This window comes from Leucobacter musarum subsp. musarum (assembly GCF_001273845.1).
Classification (GTDB): domain Bacteria; phylum Actinomycetota; class Actinomycetes; order Actinomycetales; family Microbacteriaceae; genus Leucobacter; species Leucobacter musarum.
This window is the reverse complement of record NZ_JHBW01000087.1, coordinates 545,171-568,429: the sequence shown is the minus strand read 5'-3', so window position 1 is coordinate 568,429 and position 23,259 is coordinate 545,171. Positions and strand designations below refer to the sequence as shown.

At 66.7% G+C, this 23,259-nt stretch carries 19 protein-coding genes; 12 read left to right on the top strand and 7 right to left on the bottom strand.

The annotated features are described in order from the left end of the window. Position 1: 1 nt before the first annotated feature. On the bottom strand, positions 2-2,932 hold the full coding sequence (locus CH42_RS11605) for a hypothetical protein (RefSeq protein WP_053353292.1): 2,931 nt from the start codon (positions 2,930-2,932) through the stop codon (positions 2-4). Positions 2,933-3,197: 265 nt separating this feature from the next. Between CH42_RS11605 and CH42_RS16945 the strand changes: the two genes are divergently transcribed. The 10 genes from CH42_RS16945 to gatB all read left to right on the top strand — a co-directional run bounded on the left by CH42_RS16945 (position 3,198) and on the right by gatB (position 15,337). Beyond that, positions 3,198-3,998, top strand: coding sequence for a hypothetical protein (locus CH42_RS16945; RefSeq protein WP_239684029.1), 801 nt, complete (start codon positions 3,198-3,200; stop codon positions 3,996-3,998). After that, a complete protein-coding gene (locus CH42_RS16940; protein WP_239684028.1) occupies positions 3,998-5,203 on the top strand; it encodes a hypothetical protein in 1,206 nt (401 codons plus the stop codon). The genes CH42_RS16945 and CH42_RS16940 overlap by 1 nt, the downstream gene beginning before the upstream one ends. 70 nt (positions 5,204-5,273) lie before the next feature. Beyond that, a complete protein-coding gene (locus tag CH42_RS11595; RefSeq protein WP_053353291.1) occupies positions 5,274-6,248 on the top strand; it encodes a tetratricopeptide repeat protein in 975 nt (324 codons plus the stop codon). Between the two features lie 14 nt (positions 6,249-6,262). After that, positions 6,263-7,453 (top strand): cysteine desulfurase family protein, encoded by a 1,191-nt coding sequence (locus CH42_RS11590; RefSeq protein WP_053353290.1) that lies wholly within the window; start codon positions 6,263-6,265, stop codon positions 7,451-7,453. A 58-nt stretch (positions 7,454-7,511) separates the two neighbouring features. After that, entirely contained in the window at positions 7,512-8,678 is a 1,167-nt protein-coding gene (gene mnmA / locus CH42_RS11585; protein WP_053353289.1) for a tRNA 2-thiouridine(34) synthase MnmA, read from the top strand. Between the two features lie 29 nt (positions 8,679-8,707). Then, positions 8,708-11,080 (top strand): NAD-dependent DNA ligase LigA, encoded by a 2,373-nt coding sequence (gene ligA / locus CH42_RS11580; protein ID WP_053353288.1) that lies wholly within the window; start codon positions 8,708-8,710, stop codon positions 11,078-11,080. 119 nt (positions 11,081-11,199) lie between these two features. Beyond that, the gene (locus CH42_RS11575; RefSeq protein WP_053353287.1) at positions 11,200-11,856 is read left to right on the top strand and encodes a DNA-3-methyladenine glycosylase I; all 657 of its coding nucleotides are present in this window, start codon (positions 11,200-11,202) and stop codon (positions 11,854-11,856) included. 84 nt (positions 11,857-11,940) lie between these two features. Then, positions 11,941-12,261 carry an Asp-tRNA(Asn)/Glu-tRNA(Gln) amidotransferase subunit GatC gene (gene gatC / locus CH42_RS11570; RefSeq protein ID WP_075201448.1) on the top strand — a complete coding sequence of 107 codons (321 nt, stop codon included), beginning with the start codon at positions 11,941-11,943 and terminating at the stop codon, positions 12,259-12,261. An 8-nt stretch (positions 12,262-12,269) separates the two neighbouring features. Continuing rightward, positions 12,270-13,820 carry an Asp-tRNA(Asn)/Glu-tRNA(Gln) amidotransferase subunit GatA gene (gatA, locus tag CH42_RS11565; protein WP_053353286.1) on the top strand — a complete coding sequence of 517 codons (1,551 nt, stop codon included), beginning with the start codon at positions 12,270-12,272 and terminating at the stop codon, positions 13,818-13,820. Next, on the top strand, positions 13,820-15,337 hold the full coding sequence (gene gatB, locus CH42_RS11560) for an Asp-tRNA(Asn)/Glu-tRNA(Gln) amidotransferase subunit GatB (RefSeq protein WP_053353285.1): 1,518 nt from the start codon (positions 13,820-13,822) through the stop codon (positions 15,335-15,337). Before gatA ends, gatB begins: the two co-directional genes overlap by 1 nt. Before the next feature lie 76 nt (positions 15,338-15,413). Here gatB and glpK read toward each other — a convergent pair whose 3' ends face one another. The 3 genes from glpK to CH42_RS11545 form a co-directional block, all read right to left on the bottom strand. Further along, positions 15,414-16,928, bottom strand: coding sequence for a glycerol kinase GlpK (gene glpK / locus CH42_RS11555; protein WP_053353284.1), 1,515 nt, complete (start codon positions 16,926-16,928; stop codon positions 15,414-15,416). Positions 16,929-16,974: 46 nt separating this feature from the next. Then, positions 16,975-17,736 (bottom strand): MIP/aquaporin family protein, encoded by a 762-nt coding sequence (locus CH42_RS11550; protein ID WP_053353283.1) that lies wholly within the window; start codon positions 17,734-17,736, stop codon positions 16,975-16,977. Positions 17,737-17,841: 105 nt separating this feature from the next. Continuing rightward, a complete protein-coding gene (locus tag CH42_RS11545) occupies positions 17,842-19,563 on the bottom strand; it encodes a glycerol-3-phosphate dehydrogenase/oxidase (RefSeq protein WP_053353282.1) in 1,722 nt (573 codons plus the stop codon). A gap of 79 nt (positions 19,564-19,642) precedes the next feature. On the opposite strand from CH42_RS11545, the gene CH42_RS11540 reads away from it, so the two are divergent. Next, positions 19,643-20,638: a sugar-binding transcriptional regulator gene (locus CH42_RS11540; RefSeq protein WP_053353281.1), complete on the top strand. Its 996-nt coding sequence runs from the start codon at positions 19,643-19,645 to the stop codon at positions 20,636-20,638. Between the two features lie 26 nt (positions 20,639-20,664). Continuing rightward, positions 20,665-21,894: a DNA polymerase IV gene (gene dinB, locus CH42_RS11535; RefSeq protein ID WP_053353280.1), complete on the top strand. Its 1,230-nt coding sequence runs from the start codon at positions 20,665-20,667 to the stop codon at positions 21,892-21,894. A gap of 6 nt (positions 21,895-21,900) precedes the next feature. Here dinB and CH42_RS11530 read toward each other — a convergent pair whose 3' ends face one another. The 3 genes from CH42_RS11530 to CH42_RS11520 are packed head-to-tail and all read right to left on the bottom strand — an operon-like array spanning position 21,901 to position 23,137. Then, positions 21,901-22,503, bottom strand: a complete 603-nt coding sequence (locus CH42_RS11530; protein ID WP_053353279.1) for a DUF2017 family protein — start codon at positions 22,501-22,503, stop codon at positions 21,901-21,903. After that, positions 22,500-22,787: an ATP-dependent Clp protease adapter ClpS gene (gene clpS, locus CH42_RS11525; protein WP_156322562.1), complete on the bottom strand. Its 288-nt coding sequence runs from the start codon at positions 22,785-22,787 to the stop codon at positions 22,500-22,502. Before clpS ends, CH42_RS11530 begins: the two co-directional genes overlap by 4 nt. Before the next feature lie 2 nt (positions 22,788-22,789). Then, entirely contained in the window at positions 22,790-23,137 is a 348-nt protein-coding gene (locus tag CH42_RS11520) for a metallopeptidase family protein (protein ID WP_053353277.1), read from the bottom strand. Between the last annotated feature and the right edge of the window lie 122 nt (positions 23,138-23,259).

Sequence of the window (23,259 nt, the reverse complement as noted above, 5' to 3'; positions counted from 1 at the left end):
GTCACCCCTGAGGCGTTGCGTCGTCGGCCTGCGCGTTGCCCGCGGCTTCGGAAGTGTTCGCCGCCGCATCCTCCTGCTGGAGCGACTCGGCAACCGGCTGCTCGACGAGCCGACCCGCGACCGTGCTCATCTTCTGCGCGTTCGTGATGACCTCGCCGAGGCTCTCGAAGTAGCGGGCCACGGCACCGCGCTCGACCTTCAGTTGCGTCATGCGGTCTTCTGCGGCCGCGAGCACCTTCGTCGCGCGATCTTCCGCGGAAGCGAAGGTGGTCTGTGCGCGCCGTTCGGCCTCGAGCACAATGTCAGCGGCGTGACGCTCGGCCGATGCGCGCACCTGGCGTGCGTCTTGCGTCGCGTCGGCACTGAGCCGCTCGTACTCCTCGCGAGCAGCGTCGAGCTGCATGCGGAGTTCGGCGAGTTCGGCGCGAGTCGCATCGAGCTCGCGCTGCGCGGCCTCTGCGGCGGTGCGCTGGCGTTCGGCGAGGTCGTGCTCGAGCGACTCGCGCTGTTGAGCCGCCGACGTTGCGAACGCAGCGCTCTCGGTCTCGATTCGCTCGGTCATCTGGCGCACGGCGTCTTCGGTATCGGCACGCAGCTGCGCAAGGCTCGTCTCTTCGGTGTGGCGGTGTTCCGCGAGTTCGGCCAGCGTCTCGACGCGCAGCAGATCGGTTTCTTCGGTGACCGATGCACGGAGTGCGGCTGCTTCGCGCTCGCTCGCTGCGATGCGCTCATCACGCTCGCGAGCGAGATCGGCGGCGTGTTGTTCGGCGGCAGCCGCGAGTGTGCGCTCCTGCTCTGTGCGCTCACGCTGCAGGTCGTCATCGAGCTTCGCGCGATCGCGCTCGATGCGCAGCTCTAGCGACTCTCGCTCGATGGCAAGTGCCGATGCTGCCTCATCACGGGCGATGCGAAGCCGCTCCTCTGCGGCTGCGGCTTCGTCGGCGATGCGCTGCTCGTGCTCGTGGCGCGCAGCCGAGAGTCGTTCGGCGTGCACAGTACTTTCATCAGAGATCCGTGCCGCGTGATCGGCTTCCGCGCGCTCGTGCTCGCGCTGCTGCGTGGCGCGCGCATCTGCGACGCTGCGCTCATGAGCGGCGAGCTCATCGGCGATGCGAATGCGGTGTTCGTCCCACTCCGAAATCACTCGGTCCTGATGCTCCGCCAGGTCCGCACCGAGTTTCTCGGCGTGAGCCGCGAGTTCTGAGGCAATACGCGCCTCGTGCGCCTCCGTCGCCGCGGCGAGCTCGCGATTGAGCTGGTCGCGCTGGTCGGTCTGCTCGGTGGCCCACGCCTCGCGCTCTGCGGTGATCTGCGACTCGTGCGCCTGACGTTCATCGGTGAGTGCCGCGTCGTGATCTGCGCGTTCACCGCTGATGGCTTCTTCATGCGCCCGCCGTTCTTCGGCGATCGATGACTCGTGCGTTGTGCGTTCCGCAGAGAGGGCGGTGTCATGCGCCTCCCGTTCGTTTGTGAGAGCGGTCACGTGCGCTTCGCGCTCTTGCGCGATGCGTGAGACATGCGCTGCCAACTCGTCGGAGAGTCGCACCTCCTGGCGATCCCGCTCGTCACGCAAACGGGCCTCGTGCGACACGCGCTCGGCCCCGATTGCGGTGTCGTGCTCGTCGCGCTCGCGCGCGATCAGTGCGCGATGCTGCGCGAGTTCTTCCGCGAGTGCGGCGTCTTGCGTGTCGCGCTGCAGGCCAAGCGCGTCGCGGTGCGCTGCCGCTTCGCGCTCGATCGCAGTCTCGTGCGCGCTACGCTGCTCCGCCAGGTCGGCGGTGAGGCGTGTCGCTGCGGCTTCGCGATCTTCGGACGCGATGCTGTCGGCGCGTTCCCGCTCGCGCTCAGCTTGCGTTGCGAGCGTGCTGAGCTCCTCGGAGAGCGCAGCGCGCTCGCGTTCGATCGTGGCCTCGTGCTCGGCGCGCTCCTGCGCGATGCGATCACTATGCGCCTGCACTTCGGCGGCGATGCGCTGCGTCTGCTCGCGCCGTTCCTGCGCGATCGCGGTGTCGTGCTCCATGCGCTCCTGCGCGATGCGGCCGCGCAGGGTCTCCTCTTCAGCGGTGAGGGCGCGTCGACGTGCGTCGAAGTCTGCCTCGAGCGCGCGCTGCTGCTCGGTGAATCGCTCCTCGAGTTCCGCTTCCTCGCGTTGGCGTCGTGCCTCGAATTCTGCGCGGGCCCGCTCACCGTCTTGCACGAGGCGGCAGCGCTCGAGCTCTGCCTCGCGCTCGCTCTCTGCTCGCTGACGGGCGAATGACTCCGCCTGAGCCTCGGTCTGGGTTCGCAGTTCGAGCGCCGCGGCCTGCGCCTCAGACGTCAGTCGGTCGGCCTCGGCCTGCGCGGCCGCGATGGCGGCTTGGGCCTCCCGGTGCGCGGTCTCGCGTGCCGAGACGGTCTCGCGATCGACTGCGGCACGTGTGAGCTCTGCCTCGCGCCGAGCTTCGTCGAGCAGACGCGCACGCTCGGCCTCGGCTGCCGCGCTCTGCGTGGCGACGTCGTTGCGCGCTCCGGTCAAGATGATCTCGGCCTGCTCGGACGCCGATGTCATCTGCTCATCGGCCCGCTGCTGCGCCTGCGTCAGTACCCGCTGCGCTTCCGCCTCTGAGTCACGACGCAGTTTTTCGGCATCGAGGTCGGCCTGAGCCATGAGTCGCTGCGCGTGATCTTCGGCGACCTGCAGACTTTTCTCGACGCGAAGACCGAGACCCGAGTAACCCGAGGCACCGAGTTCGGCAACCTGCTCCTGCAGGTCCGAGATGAGCTGCCGCTGCTGTTCGCCGGTGTGCGATACCTGCTGATGCGCGGTCTGCAAGGCTTCGATGTGGGCCTGCAGCGTCGAGATATGGCCGGTCAGCGCGCCGACGCGTTCGTCGACCTCGTCGCGGTTGTATCCGCGGAACGCAGGGGTGAAAGGCTGGGCTGGTTCGGACACGGGCCCTCCGGTGTCTGGGTGTCGAGACGTCGCACTCCCGAAACCGGGTCGCAGCGCGTACAGAATTGCTTCCCAACGATAGCGTACGAGGGGGTGTGCGGGCCGGGCCGATTCGTCATGAAACACGCCTGCGTGTGCGCTTTCTGGTGAAGTGTTCATGCCAACCCAGGGAAGCTCCGGTAGCGTTGCAGGTTGAAGAATCGTGTTCGGGCGGTGGGGCTGTTGCCGCGCTCGCGAGAACCGATGCCAATGTAGAGGAGTTCCCGTGCGACATGCGGTAGCGATTGCAGTGCTGGTGGTCTCCGGCGTGCTCATACTTCTGGGACTCGGGCAGCGCACCTTTCTCGCCGGCCCCGCAGAGATCAGCTTTCCGGTCGACACGCAGTCGGAGTCGCCGTTCGCGGTCGTCAACGGGTCTGAATTCACCAAGCTTCCGGGCCAGGCGAACGTGGTCGTCTCCGGCCAAGATGCCTTTGTGGCCACGGCGATGACGCGCGATGTCGAAGCCTGGGTCGACGCATTTCCGCATGCTGAACTGTCAGTCGACCAGCGCTCGCAGCGGTTGCTGAGTGCGTTGATTCCCGCGGCGGTCAGCGATGCGCCGACCGCGGGTACGGATGATGCGGCCTCGACTGAGCCCGACTCAGCTGGGCTCGACCCGCGCGGCAGCGACTTGTGGCTCGAGTCGCGTTCGATCGATGACGCGGGCAACGGCACGGAGAACGAGACCCTGCGTGTTCCGGTGGCACTCGCGAAAGACCAGTCCGTGATCATCGCGACGAATGGAACGGACCCGATTCCCAGCGAGCTCTCGCTGGTCTGGGTGCAGGATCGCAGTACCCCTCTGGCCGGGCCCTTCTTGGCCGGAGGTGCTCTGCTGGCGATCGTCGGTGCGGTCCTCTATCTGCTTGCGGTCGACCACGATCGCCGGGGCCTCGGGCCACGTCGCGGTCGTCGGGGTCCGTTGCAGGGCATTCGCAACGCGTTCGGAGGGCGAGGTCGCCGCAGCGCGAGCGCGAGCGGCGCACCCGATACGAATTCGCAGACGGCTGGAGGGCAGAAGTGATGCACGAGTCGCAGCAACGGCAGGCATCGGTCGCAGCACGAGGCAACCACAAGACGGGGCGTCACCTGCGGCGCTGGGTGCCGGTCATCGGTCTCGCGATGGTGCTCGGACTCTCGGGGTGCTCCGCCGAGTATTGGCCGCAGATCGGTGGGGCCGCAGCGCAGGATCCGGAGCCGACGCCCACTGAGCAGTCGTCGTCGATCGCTCCCGTGCCGGTGAACGAAGGCCAGTTGCACCGCATCGTCGAGCAGGTCTCAGTAGCGGCAAATGCTGGCGATGATGCACTCGACGCGACGGCGCTTGATGCTCGGTTCGTCGACGACGCGCTCGCACAACGCACGGCGAATTACGCGATTCGCGCAGCGGTACCCGACTACGCGGTCGTCCCGCCACGAATCACGGATGACGAACTCGATTACGCGCTGGTGCAGAGCACCGAGTCTTGGCCCCGCACGGTCTTTGTGACGGTGGCCTCGACGTCCGGTCAGACGACGGCCGATGCGGCAGCCGATGGTACGGCTGACGCGAGCGCCGAAGGTGCGGAGGGCGCCGATGCCGACGCCAGCGCATCGGAAGAGAAGACATCGCCTTCGTTGGCGATGATTCTGACTCAGGAGTCACCGCACGAGAATTTTCAGGTCTCCCGAGTGATTGCGTTGCGCGGCGGCATCTCCATGCCGCAGGCGGCTCCGGCGAAAGACGGCACGGCACTGCTGGCGAACGACATTTCGACCCTGGTGCTTCCGCCTGATCAAGTGGGCGCGGCCTACGCCGCGGTGCTGCAGAACGGAACGGCGGCTCCCGAAGCCGCATCGTTCGACCTCGACGGAGACACCATTCTCGAGAACTATGGGCAGGCACGTGCTGCGGCGGCCCAGGCGAAGTCCGACGAGAAGGGCCAGACCATGAAGTACTCGGCGCTCGCCCGTCAGGGCGACGCACCCGTAGTCGCGCTGTCGACGGGCGCCGGCGGCGCGCTGGTCGCGACGACGGTGATCGACGAGCAGATCGTCGACGCGGCCGGTGGTCGCTACAAGCCGCAGGCGCAAGACGCGATCACCGCTCTGTCTGGCCTCGAAGGCGAGCAGGAGAAGCTGGTGCAGCAGGTCGCTCACCAGATGCTCTTCTTCGTTCCCAGCAAGGGCGACGACGCGCAGATCGAACTCCTCGGTGTGACGAGCGAGCTCGTCGCCGTTACGAACTGAGTGTGCGCGTCTCGCCCCGGGCTGCCGGGGTGCGACGCCTCGCGAATACCCGGTGAAAGGACCGTGTGAGATGACCCAGCAGATGCCAGAGCGGATTCCTGGAGGAGGCGTGGATCTCAGCCACCTCGCCGCGCGCGGACAGAACGGAGCACCCGCGGGCGCTCCAGCTTCTGCGGCGGCGCAGAACGGTCAAGGAGCCCCTGCGGTCGTCGATGTTCCTGCGCTGGTCATCGATGTGACCGATGCGTCGTTCGAGCCGGTCGCGCAGCTCTCGAGCGTCGTTCCGGTCGTGGTGCTGCTGTGGGCTGAGCGTTCTGAGTCCGCAAAGAATCTCGGATCCGTGCTCGAACGGGTAATCGGCGAACTCGCCGGTCGAGCACTGCTCGCGAAGGTGGACGCCGACACGAACCCTGGCCTGGCACAGGCGTTCCAGGCGCAGTCTGTGCCGACCGTGGTCGCCCTCGTTGGGGGCCGACCGGTACCGCTGTTCCAGGGCGAAATTCCTGATGCGCAGGTGCGCGAGATGTTTGCGCAGCTGTTGCAGCTCGCCGAGCAGCACGGGGTCACGGGCCGCGTGAATGCGCCGGACGCGGGATCGGACGCGGCACCGGCGGAGCCCGCTGAGCCGGAGATTCCGGAAGCGCACATCGCCGCAGTCGAGGCGGCGGAGCGCGGGGACTATGCAGCCGCTGTGACGGAGTGGGAAGCGGTGCTTACCCGGGCGCCCGCAGACGCCGGCGCCCGTGCGGCGCTCGTGCAAGTGAAGCTGCTGCAGCGCCTGCAGGGGCAGACGACGGATGGCATTCGGTCGGCTGCCGCTGCCGCGCCGACGGATCTCGCGGCCCAGCTCGCCGTCGCTGATCTCGATGTCTCGGGCGGCCATGTCGAGGATGCGTTCCTGCGACTCCTCGAACTGTTCCCTTCCCAAGACGATGCGGGGCGAGGCGCGATTCGTGAGCGTCTGCTCGAGCTCTTCGAGGTGGTCGGCGTTGCGGATCCGCGTGTGATCGCCGCGCGCGGGCGTCTCGCCAGCCTGCTCTACTGATCGACGGGCCCGTCATGCCCGGCTCTCGCGCCTATCTCGATCACGCCGCAACCTCCCCGATGCCCGAGGAGGTCATTGCCGAGTACCTCTCCGCGCTCCGTACCGTCGGAAACCCGGCATCAACCCACGGGCACGGCCAACGCGCGAGCGAGATGCTCGAGTCCGCTCGAGATCGGGTCGCGCGGGCGGTCGGATGCGATCACGCCGAACTGATCTTTACGGCGAGTGGTACCGAGTCGATCAATCTGGCGATGAAAGGAGTCTACTGGGCGCGGCGGCGATCCGGAGCCGGTCCGGTCATCGTCGTTGCCGAGGGGGAGCACCACGCCACAATCGAAGCCGCAGAGTGGTTGCGCGACGCGCAGGGCGCTCAGCTCGTCTGGCTGCCGATCGACGCGGAGGGCCGCGTGCGACCCGAGGCGCTCGCCTCAGTCATCAGCGAACACGGAGCCGATCAGATCGCGCTCGTGAGCTTTCTCTGGGCGAACAACGAGGTCGGCACGGTGCAGCCGGTCGCGGAACTCTGCCGTATCGCCGCGGTGGATGGAATCCCCGTGCACGTCGATGCGGTGTCGGCTCTCGGCCAGGTCCCGATCGATTTCCGGGACTCAGGGGCTGCCGCGGTCAGCCTATCCGCGCACAAGATCGGAGGCCCGGTCGGGGTGGGTGCGCTCCTCCTCGGGCGCCGCGTAACCGCTGATCCGCTGCTGCACGGCGGCACCCAACAGCGGTCGCGATCCGGCACCCAAGATGTGGCGGGAGCCGTTGCATTCGCCGCCGCACTCGACCTGGCTGTCGACGACGCCGGAATCCCGCGAGCCGAGCGCATCGCCCATCTCGAGGCGTTGCGGGATCGCCTGATCTCGGGTGTTCGTGCGGTCGACCGCGCGGCCGTGCTTCGCGGTGCGCCGGTCGGGCCAGAACGCCTGCCGGGCAACGCGCACTTCACGTTCCCGGGATGCCAAGGGGATTCCCTGGTCTTTCTGCTCGACGCCAACGGGGTCTCTGCCTCTGTCGGGTCAGCCTGCCAAGCCGGAGTCGCGGAGATTTCCCACGTGCTCCTCGCGCTGGGGCTGGAGCCCGAGACGGCTGCGGGGGCGCTGCGGTTCACCTTGGGCGCCGATACCGAGTCGGCAGAGATCGATGCGCTGCTCGTGGCTCTCCCGGCAGCACTGGAGTCGGCGCGTGCAGCCGGACTCAGTTGATGCTCGCGCGGTGGATGCGCGACTCGACGCAGGCACAAAGCGAGAGTAGGCTGTTGCGGTGAAGATTCTGGCAGCGATGAGTGGTGGCGTCGATTCCGCGGTCGCGGCGGCCCGCGCCGTCGAGGCCGGTCACGAGGTCGTCGGCGTCCATTTGGCGCTGAGTCGCATGCCGGGCACGATCCGCACCGGATCTCGAGGCTGCTGCACGATCGAAGATGCGATGGATGCGCGGCGCGCGGCCAATCTGCTCGGCATTCCGTTCTACGTGTGGGATCTGAGTGAGCGCTTCAAGGAAGACGTTGTCGACGATTTCATCGCCGAGTACGCTGCGGGCCGCACCCCGAATCCCTGCATGCGCTGCAACGAGAAGATCAAGTTCGCGGCGCTGCTCGACAAAGCCATGGCGCTGGGGTTCGATGCAGTGGCGACGGGACACTACGCCACACTCGAAGATGGGGCACACGGGCCCGAGTTGCACCGGGCCAGTGCCTGGGCCAAAGATCAGTCGTACGTGCTCGGTGTGCTCACCGAACGCCAATTGCGGCACTGCTACTTCCCGCTGGGCGACACGCCGTCGAAGCAGCTGATTCGCGCGGAAGCCGCGGAGCGCGGCCTGCAAGTGGCGCAGAAGCCCGACAGTCATGACATCTGCTTCATCCCTGATGGCGATACTCGTGGATGGTTGTCTGACCATGTCGATCGCACGCCGGGAGAGATCCTTGACGAGGCGGGCGACGTCATCGGCACGCACGATGGAGCTCACGGGTACACCGTCGGACAGCGCCGCGGCTTGCAGCTCGGCCGGCCCGCAGACGACGGCAAGCCGCGCTATGTGCTCTCGATCCGGCCCGTATCGAATCAGGTCATCGTCGGCCCGAAAGAACATCTTGCGATCTCACGGATCGCCGGCGGCCGTTACAGCTGGGCAGGCGAGCCGGGGTTCGACCTCGCCGAACGATTCGCCTGCGAGGTGCAGATCCGCGCCCACGCCGACCCGGTTCCGGCATTCGCCCGTCTGGAGCCCATTGTTAAGTCGGAGCGCACCGAGCAGCACCGCGCCGAGGCGACGCATGAGGTCGTCGTCGATATCGATCTCGACCACGCCGAGCCGCTCTTCGGAGTTGCTCCCGGCCAGACCGCGGTGCTCTACGTCGGCACCCGGGTGCTCGGCCAGTTCACCATCGATCGTGCCGTCTCGATGGAGTCCGCTGCAGGCAGTGCATAACTGTCCGTGGTCGCTCCTACACTGGGAGCGTGAGCACGAACACGCAGCAGATCCCGCAAGACTTCGACTCGGCGCGCGCAGAGGCCGAGCGGCTCGCCGAGCATATCGAGCGTCTCCGCACGTCGTACTACTCTGAGGCCGCGAGTCTGGTCTCCGACGCGGAGTACGATGCCATGTTCCATCGCCTCGAGGCGATCGAACGCGCGTTTCCCGAACTCGCCGGGCAAGACAGCCCGACGCGCGAAGTCGGCGCTGCGGTGGTCTCTGCAGGTTTTCCCGAGCACGAGCACGCTGAACGCATGCTCAGTCTCGACAATGTCTTCTCCATCGAGGAGTTTCGAGAGTGGGCCGCGAAAGCGGCAGCGTCGGCCGGTCGACCGGTGCGCTGGCTCTCGGAGCTGAAGATCGACGGCCTCGCCATCAGTTTGGCGTATCGCGATGGAGTGCTCGAAACCGCGACGACGCGCGGAGATGGTCGCGTCGGCGAAGACATCACGGAGAACGTCGACCTCATCCCGGTGATCCCTCGGCGGCTGACCGGTGAGAACCTCCCGCCGTTCTTCGAAGCTCGTGGCGAAGTCTTTCTGACAAGCGCGAATTTCGCGGCACTGAACGAGCGCCAGCACGAGCTCCAGGCCGCCTTCGTTGCCGAGCAGCGCGAGAAAGGCCGCCCCGAAGAGCAGATTCCGGTGCGCTATCCCGAGTTCGCGAATGCTCGCAATACCGCTGCGGGCAGTTTGCGGCAGCGCGCAGAGAAGAAGTCAGCAGCCGACCTCGCCTTGATGCGCGATCGACTGGGCAGACTCTCACTGCACGTGCACGGCATCGGTGCCTGGCCCGACCCGCACATCGAGAATCAGTCGGATGCGTACGCGCTGCTCGCATCGTGGGGGCTTCCGGTGTCTCCGCATTCTCGGGTGTTCGACACCGTCGACGACGTCGCGAACTTCATCGAAGACCGGGGGGAGCACCGTCATTCGGTCGAACACGAGATCGACGGCATCGTCGTCAAGATCGATGAACTCGCGCTGCACAGCGAACTCGGTGAGACCAGCCGGGCACCGCGATGGGCGATCGCCTACAAGTACCCGCCCGAGGAAGTGCACACACGCCTGCTCGACATCCGAGTCGGGGTCGGCCGCACCGGGCGTGCGACGCCGTACGCCGTGATGGAGCCGGTGAAGGTGGCAGGTTCGACGGTGAGCCAGGCGACACTGCACAACCAGCAAGTGGTGAAAGCCAAGGGCGTGCGCATTGGTGACACCGTGGTGCTGCGCAAGGCGGGCGACGTGATTCCCGAAGTGCTGGGTGCAGTGCTTGAGCTCCGTGATGAGGACGCCCCGGAGTGGCAGATGCCGGAGCACTGCCCGGAGTGCGGCACCGAGCTGCGCGCGATGAAAGAGGGCGATATCGACCTCCGCTGTCCGAACGCGCGGGCCTGCCCCGCTCAGGTGCGCGGTCGCGTCGAGCACATCGGTTCGCGCGGAGGCCTCGACATCGAGGTGCTGGGGGAGATCACGGCGGCCGCACTGACGCAGCCCGAAGTTCCGTCCACCCCACCGCTCGAAACCGAAGCCGGGCTGTTCGACTTGACGCTCGACCAGCTCGTGCCGATCGAAGTGATCGTTCGCGATAGCGAAACGGGCGAACCGCGCCTCGACGACGCGACCGGCGAACCTCGGCGACGCAGGCCGTTCCAGAAGACGGAGAAGTTCTACCCCGAGCCGTGGGACCGCGCGACCGCTGCCGAGCGGCGTAAAGCCGGAATCACGCAGGAGGAGCGCGTCGTCGCTTCGCGCGATGCCGAGACATTCCTCGCGGAACTCGAGCGGGCGAAGACCAAACCGCTCTGGCGCCTGATCGTCTCCCTGAATATCCGCCACGTCGGGCCGGTTGCAGCGCGCGCGCTCGCCGACTGGTTCGGTTCACTCGAGGCGATCCGTGCGGCCACTGAAGCGGAGCTTGCGCAGGTCGACGGCGTCGGGGGCATTATCGCCGAGTCGCTGCTGGCGTGGTTCGACGTCGACTGGCATCGCGAGATCGTGGATCGCTGGGCGGAGGCCGGAGTGCAGTGGGCCACGCCCGGGCATCCGGGCCCGGGCGCAGCGGTCGCCGAAGGGGGAGTGCTTGCCGGCCTCATCATCGTGGCCACGGGTTCACTGGACGGCTTCACCCGGGATGGGGCAAAGGAGGCGATCATCGCGGCCGGCGGCAAAGCCGCTTCGAGCGTGTCGAAGAACACCGATTACGTCGCAGCCGGGCCAGGCGCCGGATCGAAGCTGGGGAAGGCCGAAGATCTCGGCATTCCGGTGCTCGATGCCGCGCAGTTTGCAGTGCTCGTCACGCAGGGACCCGACGCGCTCGGACTGTCTGCGGAAACGGAAGCTGCGACGCCGGAGTAAACCGGCTGCTGCCCGAGTTATCCACAGATGTCCCGGTTCGGTGTTCGGAGTGTCCAGCGGGTCGCTAGCGTCGTCAGGAGGCGCGAGAGCACTCCGCCTCCGATGAGATGGGAGCTTGCATGAGCGACACCCCGACGCCGCGACGCGCGGCCTGGGCAACACAAGATCCGCTGTTGACCGAGTACTACGACGGCGAATGGGGCATGCCGAGTTTTGACGACAACGGCGTGTTCGAGCGCCTTTCGCTCGAAGCCTTTCAGTCGGGGTTATCGTGGCTGACGGTGCTGCGCAAGCGCGAAGCATTCCGTGCTGCGTTCGATGGGTTCGACATCGACCGGGTCGCCGATTTCGGCGATGCCGACGTCGTGAGGCTGCTCGATGATGCGACAATCATCCGGAATCGACGCAAGATCGATGCCACGATTGCGAACGCGCGGGCCGCGCAGCGCCTGGTCGCAGAGACCGGGAGCGGGCTCGCCGCCTTCGTCTGGGGGTTTCGACCTGAGCGATCGCCGGCGCCGGTCACCGATGCCGACGTGCCCAGCACGTCAGTCGAGTCCGTCGCGCTCGCTCGCGAACTCAAACGACGAGGCTTCGCGTTCGTCGGTCCGACGACGGTCTACGCGCTGATGACGGCGATCGGCATCGCCGATGCCCATCTCATCACGAGCCATCGTCGTGGGTGCTCCGGCCTCTGGAACGTCGACGGCACCCGAGCGAATACGCCGCTGCCTTTGGTTCCGTGGAGCGCAGAGGAGCCTTCGGCGGGCTCGTGACCGCACGCGAACCCTGAGCCGGTGGTGCGACCGCCGCAGATAGGATGGAACGCGTTCCCAGAAGACCACTCCCGATGGAGCAGCATGCCTGAACCCAGCGCGGCGAGCACCGAGATCACGGCTGAAACCGTGCAGCATCTCGCCGGCCTCGCCCGAATCGCCCTGACCCCCGATGAGATCACGTCGCTCACCAGCGACCTCGGCTCCATCCTCACGAATATCGCGAAGGTGGGCGAGGTCACCACGCCCGATGTGCCGACCACGAGTCACCCGATTCCCCTGAACAACGTGACGCGTCCCGATGAGGTCGCAGACGTGCTCACGCGCGACGAGGCCTTGCAGAACGCGCCCGAGGCAACCGACGGCATGTTCCGAGTCTCGTCCATCCTCGGTGAAGAGCAGTAAGGCGCATCATGACTGAACTGACACAGCTGACCGCGGCCGACCTCGCAGCGAAGATCGCCCAGGGTGATATCTCCTCGGAAGAGGCCACGCGTGCGCACCTCGACCGTATTTCTGCGGTTGACCCCGCGCTGAACGCCTTTCTCGCGACCGACGCCGAAGCATCGCTCGCGGCTGCGCGATCGATCGACGCCCGTCGCGCCGCCGGCGAATCGCTCGGTGAACTTGCCGGCGTTCCGCTCGCGGTCAAGGACGTACTGGTCACCACCGACATGCCGTCGACCTCGGGTTCCAAGATTCTCGAGGGCTATCGTTCGCCCTTCGACGCGACCGCGGTCGCTCGAGCCCGTGCAGCTGGACTGGTCTCCATTGGTAAGACCAACATGGACGAGTTCGCGATGGGGTCATCCACCGAGAACTCGGCCTACGGTCCGACGCTGAACCCCTGGCAGCTCGACCGAGTGCCCGGAGGCTCGGGCGGTGGCTCTGCAGCCGCCGTCGGCGCATTCGAGGCGCCACTGGCACTGGGCTCCGATACCGGTGGCTCGATTCGCCAGCCCGCCGCGCTCACCGGCACCGTCGGCGTGAAGCCGACGTACGGCGGCGTGAGCCGCTACGGTGCGATCGCGCTCGCCTCCTCGCTCGACCAGATCGGTCCGTGCGCCCGCACCGTGCTCGACACGGCGCTGCTGCATGATGTGATCGCGGGGCACGATCACCACGATTCGACCTCGCTCGACTTCGCCTGGCCGTCAATGTCTCAGGCGGCTCGTGACGGTGCCGACCCTGCATCGCTGCGCGGGCTGCGTGTCGGGGTTGTGAAGCAGCTCATGGTCGACGGCGTACAGGCCGGCGTCAAGCAGCGCTTCGAAGAAGCGCTCGCTCTGCTCGAGGCCCAGGGTGCCGAGATCGTCGAGATCGACGCACCCCACTTCGAGTACGCCGTCGCCGCGTACTACCTGATCCTTCCCGCGGAGGCCTCAAGCAACCTCGCGAAGTACGATTCCGTGCGCTTCGGCCTCCGCGTCACGCCCGAGGGTGGCGGCACCGTCGAGAGCGTCATGAGCGCGACGCGAGCCGCAGGGTTCGGCGCCGAAGTGAAGCGACGCATCATCCTCGGCACCTATGCACTCTCCGCGGGCTACTACGACGCCTACTACGGCAGCGCGCAGCAGGTACGCACGCTGATCCAGCGCGATTTCGCGGCAGCGTTCGACCAGGTCGACGTCATTGCTTCGCCGACCGCTCCCACCACCGCCTGGGCGCTGGGTGCTCACGCCGGCGACCCGCTGCAGGACTACCTGAACGACGCTACGACGATTCCCGCCAACCTGGCCGGCATCCCGGGCATCAGCCTGCCGATCGGCACCGCCGAAGAAGACGGCCTGCCCGTCGGGCTGCAGCTCATGGCTCCCGCGTTCGAGGACGCGCGGCTCTATCGCGCCGGCAGTGCGATCGAACGACTCATCGCCGACCGCGACGGCTCACCCTTCTGGGCGCAGGCCCCGTCGCTCGACACGGCATCCCTCGCAGCGGCTGCGGCCGGAAAGGCGGCCCTCTGATGGCGAAAACGCCCGTGCTCGACTTTGAACGAGCCCTCGAACTCTTCGAACCGGTCATCGGCCTCGAAGTGCATGTCGAGCTCAACACGAAGACCAAGATGTTCTCGCCCGCGCCCAACGTATTCGGCTCGGAACCGAACACGAACCTTGCACCGGTCTGCCTCGGTCTGCCCGGCTCGCTTCCCGTGCTCAATCATGAGGCGGTGCGCTACTCCATCAGCCTCGGGCTCGCGCTCGGCTGCGACATCGCCGAGGTCTCGGGCTTCGCGCGGAAGAACTACTTCTACCCTGACATGGGCAAGAACTATCAGATTTCGCAGTTCGACGACCCGATCGCGCACGACGGCTCGGTCGAGATTGAGCTCGCATCGGGCCGAGTCATCCACGTGCCGATCGAGCGCGCGCACATGGAAGAGGACGCCGGCAAGCTCAACCACATCGGTGGATCAACGGGTCGCATCCAGGGTGCCGAGTACTCTCTCGTCGACTACAACCGCGCGGGTGTGCCCCTCGTCGAGATCGTGACGCGTCCGATCTTCGGCGGCGAAGCCGACACCCCCGAGATCGCCGCCACCTACGTGTCGACGATCCGCGATATCGTCGTGGCGCTCGGCATTTCGGATGCCCGCATGGAACGCGGCAACATCCGCTGCGACGCGAACGTTTCGCTGCGCCCCCGTGGCAACGAGGGGGCCGGTATGTCAGTGCTCGGCACGCGCACGGAGACGAAGAACGTGAACTCGCTGCGCTCGATCGAGCGAGCGGTGCGATTCGAGATCCAGCGTCAGGCGAAGATCCTCTCCGAGGGTGGCACGATCACGCAAGAGACGCGCCACTGGCATGAAGACACGGGGGAGACCTCGCCCGGACGCCCGAAGAGCGACGCCGACGATTACCGGTACTTCCCCGAGCCCGACCTCGCCCCGCTCACACCGTCTCGCGAGCTGGTCGAGGAGCTGCGCGCGCAGCTGCCCGAACATCCGACGCTGCGCCGTCGCCGCCTCCGCGACGACTGGCAATTCTCGGCGCTCGAGTTCCAGGACCTCGTGAACGCGGGTCTGCTCGGCACGATCGAGGCGACCGTCGCCACCGGCGTGCCGGCCCAGACCGCGCGCAAGTGGTGGACGGGTGAGATCGCCCGTATCGCGAACGAGCGCTCCGCCGCGTCAGCCGATCTGATCACACCTGAGCAGGTTGCGTCCGTCGTCGCGCTCGTCGACGACGGCACCCTCAACGACAAGCTGGCGCGCCAGGTGATCGCCGGCATCATTGACGGCGAAGGCACCGCCTCCGAGATCGTGGACGCCCGCGGGCTGGCGATCGTCTCCGACGAGGGTGCACTCGTCGCGGCTGTCGATGCGGCGCTTGCCGAGCAGCCCGACGTGCTCGCCAAGATCCGCGATGGCAAGGTGCAGGCCGCCGGCGCGATCATCGGTGCCGTGATGAAGGCGATGCGCGGCTCGGCCGACGCGGCTCGCGTGCGCGAACTCGTGCTCGAGCGTGCTCAAGTCGAGTAGTTCACCCCGGTAGACAACGAAACGGGCGGCCGGTGCATGGAGCACCGACCGCCCGTTTCGTTGTGCGGAGACGCGGTTAGCGAGCGTCCTCGTCGACCCAGTCCATCGACTTGGTCACGGCCTTGCGCCACTGGCGCAGCAGGCGCTCCTGCTCGGCCGAATCGAGCTCCGGCTCCCAGCGACGGTCCTCCTGCCAGTTGGCAGAGAGATCATCGAGGCCCGACCAGTAGCCCACGGCGAGGCCAGCGGCGTAGGCAGCGCCCAGCGCGGTCGTCTCGGCGACCACCGGGCGCACGACCGGAACGCCGAGGATGTCGGCCTGGAACTGCATGAGCGCGTTGTTCGCGACCATGCCGCCGTCGACCTTGAGCTCGGTGAGGTCCACCCCTGCATCCGCGTTCACCGCGTCGAGCACGTCGCGCGTCTGGTACGCCACGGCCTCGAGAGCTGCACGGGAGATGTGGCCCTTATTGGCGTATCGGGTGAGTCCGAGGATGGCACCGCGTGCGTCGGGCCGCCAGTACGGCGCGTAGAGCCCCGAGAAGGCCGGCACAATGTAGACGCCGCCGTTGTCGGGTACGGTATCCGCCAATTGCTCGACCTCGGGAGCGCTCTCGATGATCCCGAGCTGGTCGCGCAACCACTGGATCAGCGACCCGGTCACGGCGATCGAGCCCTCGAGCGCGTAGTGGGTGGGGCCGTCGCCGAGCTTGTACCCGACCGTGGTGAGCAGCCCGTTCTTCGAGTGGACGATTTCTTCGCCCGTGTTGAAGATCAGGAAGCAGCCGGTGCCGTACGTGTTCTTCGACTCGCCGGCAGTGAACGCTGCCTGGCCGAAGGTCGCCGCCTGCTGGTCACCGAGGATGCCCGCGATCGGAGTTTCGCGCAACAGCGAGGAGTTCTTCGCGACGCCGTAGACCTCGGACGACGACTTGACCTCGGGGAGCATCGAGCGCGGCACGCCGAAGGCCTCGAGGATGTCATCGCGCCACTCGAGCGTCTTGAGGTCCATGAAGAGCGTGCGTGAGGCGTTGGTCACGTCAGTGACATGGACGCCGCCGTCGACGCCGCCGGTCAGGTTCCAGATGACCCAGCTGTCGGTCGTGCCGAAGAGCAGATCGCCGGCATCGGCGGCTTCGCGAGCCCCCTCGACGTTTTCAAGGATCCAGGCGACCTTCGTACCCGAGAAGTAGGTGGCGAGGGGGAGCCCGACGATGCTCTTGAATCGATCGGTGCCGCCGTCGGCTGCGAGGCGGTCGACGATGTCTTGCGTGCGGGTGTCTTGCCAGACGATCGCGTTGTAGACGGGCTCACCCGTCTTACGGTTCCAGACCACCGCGGTTTCGCGCTGGTTGGTGATGCCGATCGCCGCGATGTCGTGGCGGGTGAGGTCGGCGCGTCCGAGGGCGACGCCGATGACCTCTTGCACATTGCCCCAGATCTCGGAGGCGTCGTGCTCGACCCAGCCGGCGTGGGGCATGATTTGCTCATGCTCCTTCTGGCCGACGGAGATGATCGAGCCCTTCTTGTCGAAGATGATGGCGCGGCTCGAGGTGGTGCCCTGGTCGATAGCGATGATGTATTCGGACATGGGATTCCTTTCGGGTCAGCTTCGTTGCGTGTCGATGCCTGCGAGCCTAGGCTGCGCCGACGAATCCGAGCAGTGCGGGGGCTGAGAGTGCGGCGATCGCGCCGCCGACGAGCGGGCCTGCGACCGGAATCCAGGCGTAGCCCCAGTCGCTCGAGCCCTTGCCCTTGATCGGCAGAATCGCGTGCGCGATACGGGGTCCCAGGTCACGAGCCGGGTTGATGGCGTAGCCGGTGGGGCCGCCGAGCGACGCGCCGATACCGACGACGACGAGCGCGACGGGCAGTGCGGTGAGCGGCCCGAGGCCTCCGGGCACACCGACCTGGATGTCGCCGTAGTCGGCGAAGGCGAAGACGGAGAACACGAGCACGAAGGTGCCGATGACCTCGGTGAGGAAGTTGCCGAAGGGCGTGCGGATCGCGGGGCCGGTCGAGAAGACGCCGAGCTTGGCGGCTGCATCCGGCTCCTCATCGAAGTGCGAGCGGTATGCGACCCAGCAGAGCACAGCGCCGATGATTGCACCGATCAGCTCGGCCGCAGTGGCGACCAAGAACTGCACGACGCTGATCTTGCCGGCGATCGCCAGGCCGACGCCGACAGCGGGGTTCAGGATCGCTCCCGAATATGCGGAACCCAGCACGCCGACGAACACGGCGAGGCCCCAGCCCCAGTTCACGAGGAGGAAGCCGCCTCCGTTGCCCTTCGTCTTGGCGAGGGCGACGTTCGCGACGACGCCGCAGCCGAGCAGCACGAGGAGCCCCGTGCCGACGAGTTCTGAGAGGAAATACAGACCGAGGTTGACATCTGGCATGTCGTCTTTGACCTTTCGGGAGTGCGAACGCTGGTGGCGTTCACGGGTGGTGATGGAGTGCGGGGGAGCCGAAAGTAGTGCGGCGCCCCCGCGGGCCGAACCGGACTAGATATCTACGACAACGCCTCCGCGTTCGACGTCGATACGGTGGGCGGTGCGGAGCAGTTGGACCGTGCGCGCGATTTCGTCTTCGACGCGCGCGGCATCCCAGTTCAGTGCCTCGGCGATCGCCTCGGCAGCGGCGCGCACACGCTCGAGCGTGAGGCCGCCGACGAAGGCGATCGAGGTGCGCCGCAGCAGGAGGTCGTCGAGGTGTACGACGTCTTCCGTCGCCGCGAGGTGCGCGAGCTCTGCGGCGGTGTAGCCCGGGAGCTGCGGGAGGTCTGTGGCGTCCTCCGGTGCCGCGGCGAGAATCTCCTCGGCGCGCGTTCCATAGCGTTCGAGCAACTGCTCGGTGCGCGCGCGGTCGGTGCCGTCAGCGTGTTCGGCGACCCAGCGGGTGCGCGCGGATTGCGAGCGCGGGAAGTTCTTGCCGCCACCGATCGCGAGCGTCTCGGTGCCCACGGTGCGTTCGACTCCGAGCAGCGCAAGGGTATCGTTCGCGAGGTGCGCGGCGAGCGCACGGAACGTCGTCCACTTGCCGCCGACGAGGCTGAGGAGCGGCACGCCTGCGCGCTCCGATGCGACGATGCGGTAATCGCGCGAGACGAAGCCGGGGGCCGTATCATCGTGGCGCGGCAGCGGCCGGATACCGGAGAACGTGTACACGATCTGCGATCGGTCGACGGTGATCTTCGGGAAGACGTGCGAAATCAGGTCGAAGAAGTAATCGACCTCGTCGGCTGTGGCGCTCACCGGGGTACTCGGGTCGGCGTTGATGTCGGTGGTGCCGACGAGCACGCGATCCTTCAGCGGGTAGATCAGCACGATGCGGCCGTCTGAGTGCTCGAAGAAGATCTCGCGGCCACCGGTGGCCGCGAGTAGCTCGGGGTGGTCGAGCACGATGTGCGAGCCCTTCGTGCCGCCCATGAACTGCGTGCGCTCGCCGAGAGCGGCGTTGGTGAGGTCGGTCCACGGGCCGCTGGTGTTCAGGATCACCTTGGCGGTGAAATCGAACTCGTCGCCGGTGGTCTCGTCGCGCAGCTGCACCGCGCCGTTCTCGAAGCCGACGGCGGGGAGGTAGTTCGCCGCGCGTGCGCGGTCACCGCCGGCGACGGCGCCGTCGTGCAGCACGTCGAGCGCGAGGCGCTCGGGGTCGTGCATCGACGCGTCGTAGTAGGTCGCGGTGTACTTGATGCCGTCGTTCAGCTGAGGTAGCGCGCTCAGCGAGCGGCGCTTGCCGTGGAACTGATGGCGAGGAACCTGGCCGCCATCGCGGGAGAAAGTGTCATAGAGCGTGAGGCCGATCTTGATCAGCGCGGCGCCGCGCTCGTTCGGCTTGCCGCGACCGTGCGTGACCAGCAGGCGGAAGGGGGCAGATAGGATGCCCGAGAACGTCGAGAAGATCGGAATCGTCGTCTTGAGGGGGCGCACGTAGTGCGGTGCGGTGCGGAGCAGGCGATTGCGCTCGGTCACCGCCTCTTGCACGAGCCGGAACTCGCCGTTCTCGAGATAGCGCACCCCGCCGTGCACCATGTGGCTCGACGCCGACGACGCGCCCGACACGAAGTCTCCGCGCTCGACGAGCGCGACATCGACGCCCTGGAGTGCCAGTTCGCGGAAAGTCGCGATCCCGTTGATGCCCCCGCCGATGATCAGCACGTCGGCGTGTGGGCGATCCTGCAGTCGCGTGACAGCAGGGCGAATAGTCGTGGTGCGATCGTTCATGGCTCCAAACCTTTCAGCGTTGGCCTCAGCTTCCTCCACTCGTGCACTGAGTTGCAAGACCGTTGCACGTATGTGCATTATGTGTTCATCTCATGCGACGAAAGGGGCACCGGTGTCTGCAAATCCGTCCAAATCACGGGAAGCATTGCGTGCAGCGCAGCTCTACTACCTGCAGAACCTCACCATGGAGGCGATCGCACAAGAGATGCGAGTCTCTCGCTCATCGGTGTCGCGGCTCCTCACCTATGCGCGCGACACCGGCCTCGTCGAGATTCAGGTGCACTCGCCCCAGGAGGCGCGTTCCCAGCTCGAGCAGCGCCTGTCCGAGCACTACGGCATCACGGCGCACGTCGTATCGTCACCCGTACGCGCGAGTGAGGCCGATCGTTTGGAGCGCACGGCGCGCACGGCCGCCTACCGGGTCGCGGCAGCGGTCGGCGATCGATCGACCATCGGCGTCGCCTGGGGCGCCACGATGAGCGCCGTGGCGCGGCACCTGCCGTCGAAGACCGCGCACGAGGCGCGCATCGTGCAGATGAACGGCGCGGCGAATGTGCGTACGACGGGGGTGTCGTACGCAGCCGAGCTGCTCGGCGGCTTCGGCAATGCCTTCGCCGCTTCGGTCTATCAGTTCTCGGTTCCCGCAATCTTTGACGACCCGAACACTCGTCGTGCAATGTGGCGCGAACGATCCGTGAGCCGGGTGCTCGAGCTCCAGGCGTCGAGCGACCTGTACGTCTTCGGTCTGGGATCTCGGATCGGAGACCCCAGATCCCGTATCTACTCCGGCGGATACCTCGACCGTGATGATTTGCAGGATCTCGTGCGATCGGGCGTCGTCGGTGATTGCGGCACGGTCTTCTACCGCAGCGACGGCAGCACTGACGGAATCGCGATGAATGAACGGTCGAGCGGGCCGTCGCTCGACGTCGTGCGACGGATTCCGCGTCGCCTGTGCGTCGTCTCGGGTACGGCGAAACGCGATAGCCTGCGCGGTGCGCTTGCCGCACGAATCGTGACGGAGCTTGTGGTCGACGAGGAACTCGCGCGACTCGTGCTTGAGACTGGCAGCTGACCCGCTGACGTGGTGAAATAGTACGTATGTTCGAAGCGCCGCGTGAGATCGCCTCGATGCTGCACGTCGACATGGACTCGTTCTTCGTCTCCGTGGAATTGCTCGAACGCCCCGAGCTGCGCGGTCTGCCGGTCGCTGCGGCGCACGACACCTCGCGGTCCGTGGTGTCCAGTGCCAGCTACGAGGCGCGAAAATTCGGTGTGCGGTCGGCGATGCCGGTCGCGCGCGCCAAGCAGCTCTGCCCGCAGCTCGTGCTCGTCACGCCCACCTACGCGAAGTACCGCGAGGCATCGCGCGCGGTGATGGCGGTGTTCGAGGAGTTCACGCCCCTGGTCGAGCCGCTGAGCATCGACGAGGCGTTCCTCGACGTCGCGGGCACCGTGCGGCTCTTCGGCGCTCCCGTGGAGATCGCGCGTGCGATCCGTGAGCGCGTGCGCGAGCGCACGGGGCTCCCCGCCTCGGTGGGGCTGGCCGGCACGAAGTTCATCGCGAAGCTCGCGTCTCAGCGGGCGAAACCCGATGGCATCCTCGAGATTCCTCCCGCGCGCACGCTCGAGTTCTTGCATCCCCTGCCGATCGGAGCGATGTGGGGAGTTGGGCAGGCGACCGAACGCGCGCTGCATGCGCGAGCGATCCACACGGTGGGGGAGCTCGCTCGTGAACCGCTCTCAGCGCTGGAACGCATCGTCGGTCGTGCCAGCGCGCAGCGCCTGCACGACCTCGCGAACGGTCGCGATGCCCGCCGGGTCGAGACGACGCGAGTCGAAAAGAGTATCGGGCATGAGGAGACCTTCGCCCACGACGTTTCGGATGTGGCCGTGCTGCACCGCGAACTGCTGCGACTGTCGACGCGCGCCGGTGAGCGGTTGCGCGCAGCCGGGCTCGAATCGCGCACGATCTCGATCAAAGTGCGCTGGGGCAACTTTGAGACCATCACCCGTTCCCGAACGCTGGGAGAAGCCACGCACGCGACCCAGCGCATCTTCCAGACCGCGAAAGAACTGTTCGAGGGCGTCGACCGCGGTGGTCGAGCGGTGCGCTTGATCGGCGTGCGTGCCGAACAACTCGTCGCCGCAGGCAGCGATCTCGCGGCGCTGTGGAGCGACGACGACGGCTGGCGCGCGGTCGATCACGCGGTGGATGAGGTGCGGGGCCGGTTCGGTACCGACGGTGTCACCTCGGCGAGCCTGCTCACCGGGCGCGGGGCCGTCGTCGACCCGCGTTCCCTGGAAGCCCCGGGGCCTGATCAGGGATAGTCGGTCTCACTCGACTTCGTCGTCGCTGTGATCTCCCGCGGCGTCCGCAGTCACCGACGCGAAGATCGCGAGCACGGATTCGAGGATCGCGGCCAACCAGTCGAACACGAGCACGGTACCCCGCGAGTCCTCATGCTCGAGCAGCCGTTCGCGATCCTCCGTTTCATCGAGACCGATGCGGGCGGCGATCGCTAACCGCAGTGCGGTGACGGTGCGCACCCATGCGGGCAACGATGCAGGGGTGATCTCCACTTCGACCGCGGAGGTCTCGTCGATGGCATCGGCGCCGAGTCCGAGTGCCGCGGTCACCTCCATCGCATCCTGCAGTTTGCGATTGATGAGTCCCTGTTCGGTGACGCTGCGAAACGTGCCTGACTCGTCTGAATCCTCGTAGGCGTCGGGAAACAGTCGAGCGAGCGCCGGATCCTCGGGAGTCTCGTCCGATCCGCCCACTTCGAGGCTCGCGAACAGTGGGTCGGGATCGAGCGCGGTGCTACTGTGGCTCTGCAGCAGCTGTGTGAGCTGCGTGATGAGTTGGTCGAGCATCGCGGCTTCGTCGTGGTCGAGCAGCAGCCGCAAGCCTGTACCGGGGATCGGCAGGAGCTTCATGAGGTTCCTCCCTGGCGCACGGTCGCCCAGAGACCGTAGCCGTGCATCGCTTCGACGTGCATCTCCATCGCCTCGCGAGCGCCCTCGGCGACCACCGCGCTGCCACCGTGATGCACACGCAGCATGAGTTCCTCCGAGCGCTCCCGTGAGAACCCGAAGTACTGCTGGAACACGTACGAGACGTATGACATCAGATTCACCGGATCGTCCCACACCACGGTCTGCCAGATCGGCTCGTGGCGTGTTGCCAGCTCTGCGCTGCGCTGCGCATCCGTTGCCTGCATGGTCACCCCCATCCGAGCTCGTGGATGCGCGATTCTGAGATGCCGTAGAAGTGCGCGATCTCGTGCACCAGCGTGACCCGGATCTCGTGCACCAGTTCGTCATGGTCGGCGCAGTGCCTCAGCAGGTTGTCCCGGAAGAGAATGATGCGATCCGGCTCTTCGCCATACCCGTAGACGCCGCGCTCTGCCAAGGAGAAGCCCTCGTAGACCCCGAGCGTATCGCTGCCGTCTACCGGTTCGTCTTCGATGAGAAAGATGACGTTGTCGAGTTGCGCGAGCATGTCGTCATGCAGCGAATCGAGGCCGTCGGCGACCAGAGATTCGAAGTCCTCGTGTGAGATCTCGAGCATGTCTTCACCCTACACAGAACGGCTCATTCGCGGGTGACGAATAGGTGAGTCGCGACATCCCACGCATGCCATAATGAGCTGCTGCCACTCGCATTTAGAATGCTGCGACAGGCATATTCGAG

Excerpts from the sequence above, each read along its gene's own strand:
- gatA (WP_053353286.1), top strand. The coding sequence starts at position 12,270 with ATGACTGAACTGACACAGCTGACCGCGGCCGACCTCGCAGCGAAGATC.
- CH42_RS16940 (WP_239684028.1), top strand. The coding sequence starts at position 3,998 with ATGCACGAGTCGCAGCAACGGCAGGCATCGGTCGCAGCACGAGGCAAC.
- CH42_RS11540 (WP_053353281.1), top strand. The coding sequence starts at position 19,643 with ATGTGTTCATCTCATGCGACGAAAGGGGCACCGGTGTCTGCAAATCCG.
- clpS (WP_156322562.1), bottom strand. The coding sequence starts at position 22,787 with ATGCAGGCAACGGATGCGCAGCGCAGCGCAGAGCTGGCAACACGCCAC.
- glpK (WP_053353284.1), bottom strand. The coding sequence starts at position 16,928 with ATGTCCGAATACATCATCGCTATCGACCAGGGCACCACCTCGAGCCGC.
- CH42_RS11590 (WP_053353290.1), top strand. The coding sequence starts at position 6,263 with ATGCCCGGCTCTCGCGCCTATCTCGATCACGCCGCAACCTCCCCGATG.
- CH42_RS11530 (WP_053353279.1), bottom strand. The coding sequence starts at position 22,503 with ATGAAGCTCCTGCCGATCCCCGGTACAGGCTTGCGGCTGCTGCTCGAC.
- gatB (WP_053353285.1), top strand. The coding sequence starts at position 13,820 with ATGGCGAAAACGCCCGTGCTCGACTTTGAACGAGCCCTCGAACTCTTC.
- gatC (WP_075201448.1), top strand. The coding sequence starts at position 11,941 with ATGCCTGAACCCAGCGCGGCGAGCACCGAGATCACGGCTGAAACCGTG.
- CH42_RS11575 (WP_053353287.1), top strand. The coding sequence starts at position 11,200 with ATGAGCGACACCCCGACGCCGCGACGCGCGGCCTGGGCAACACAAGAT.
- CH42_RS11550 (WP_053353283.1), bottom strand. The coding sequence starts at position 17,736 with ATGCCAGATGTCAACCTCGGTCTGTATTTCCTCTCAGAACTCGTCGGC.
- CH42_RS11545 (WP_053353282.1), bottom strand. The coding sequence starts at position 19,563 with ATGAACGATCGCACCACGACTATTCGCCCTGCTGTCACGCGACTGCAG.
- dinB (WP_053353280.1), top strand. The coding sequence starts at position 20,665 with ATGTTCGAAGCGCCGCGTGAGATCGCCTCGATGCTGCACGTCGACATG.
- CH42_RS11520 (WP_053353277.1), bottom strand. The coding sequence starts at position 23,137 with ATGCTCGAGATCTCACACGAGGACTTCGAATCTCTGGTCGCCGACGGC.
- CH42_RS11595 (WP_053353291.1), top strand. The coding sequence starts at position 5,274 with ATGACCCAGCAGATGCCAGAGCGGATTCCTGGAGGAGGCGTGGATCTC.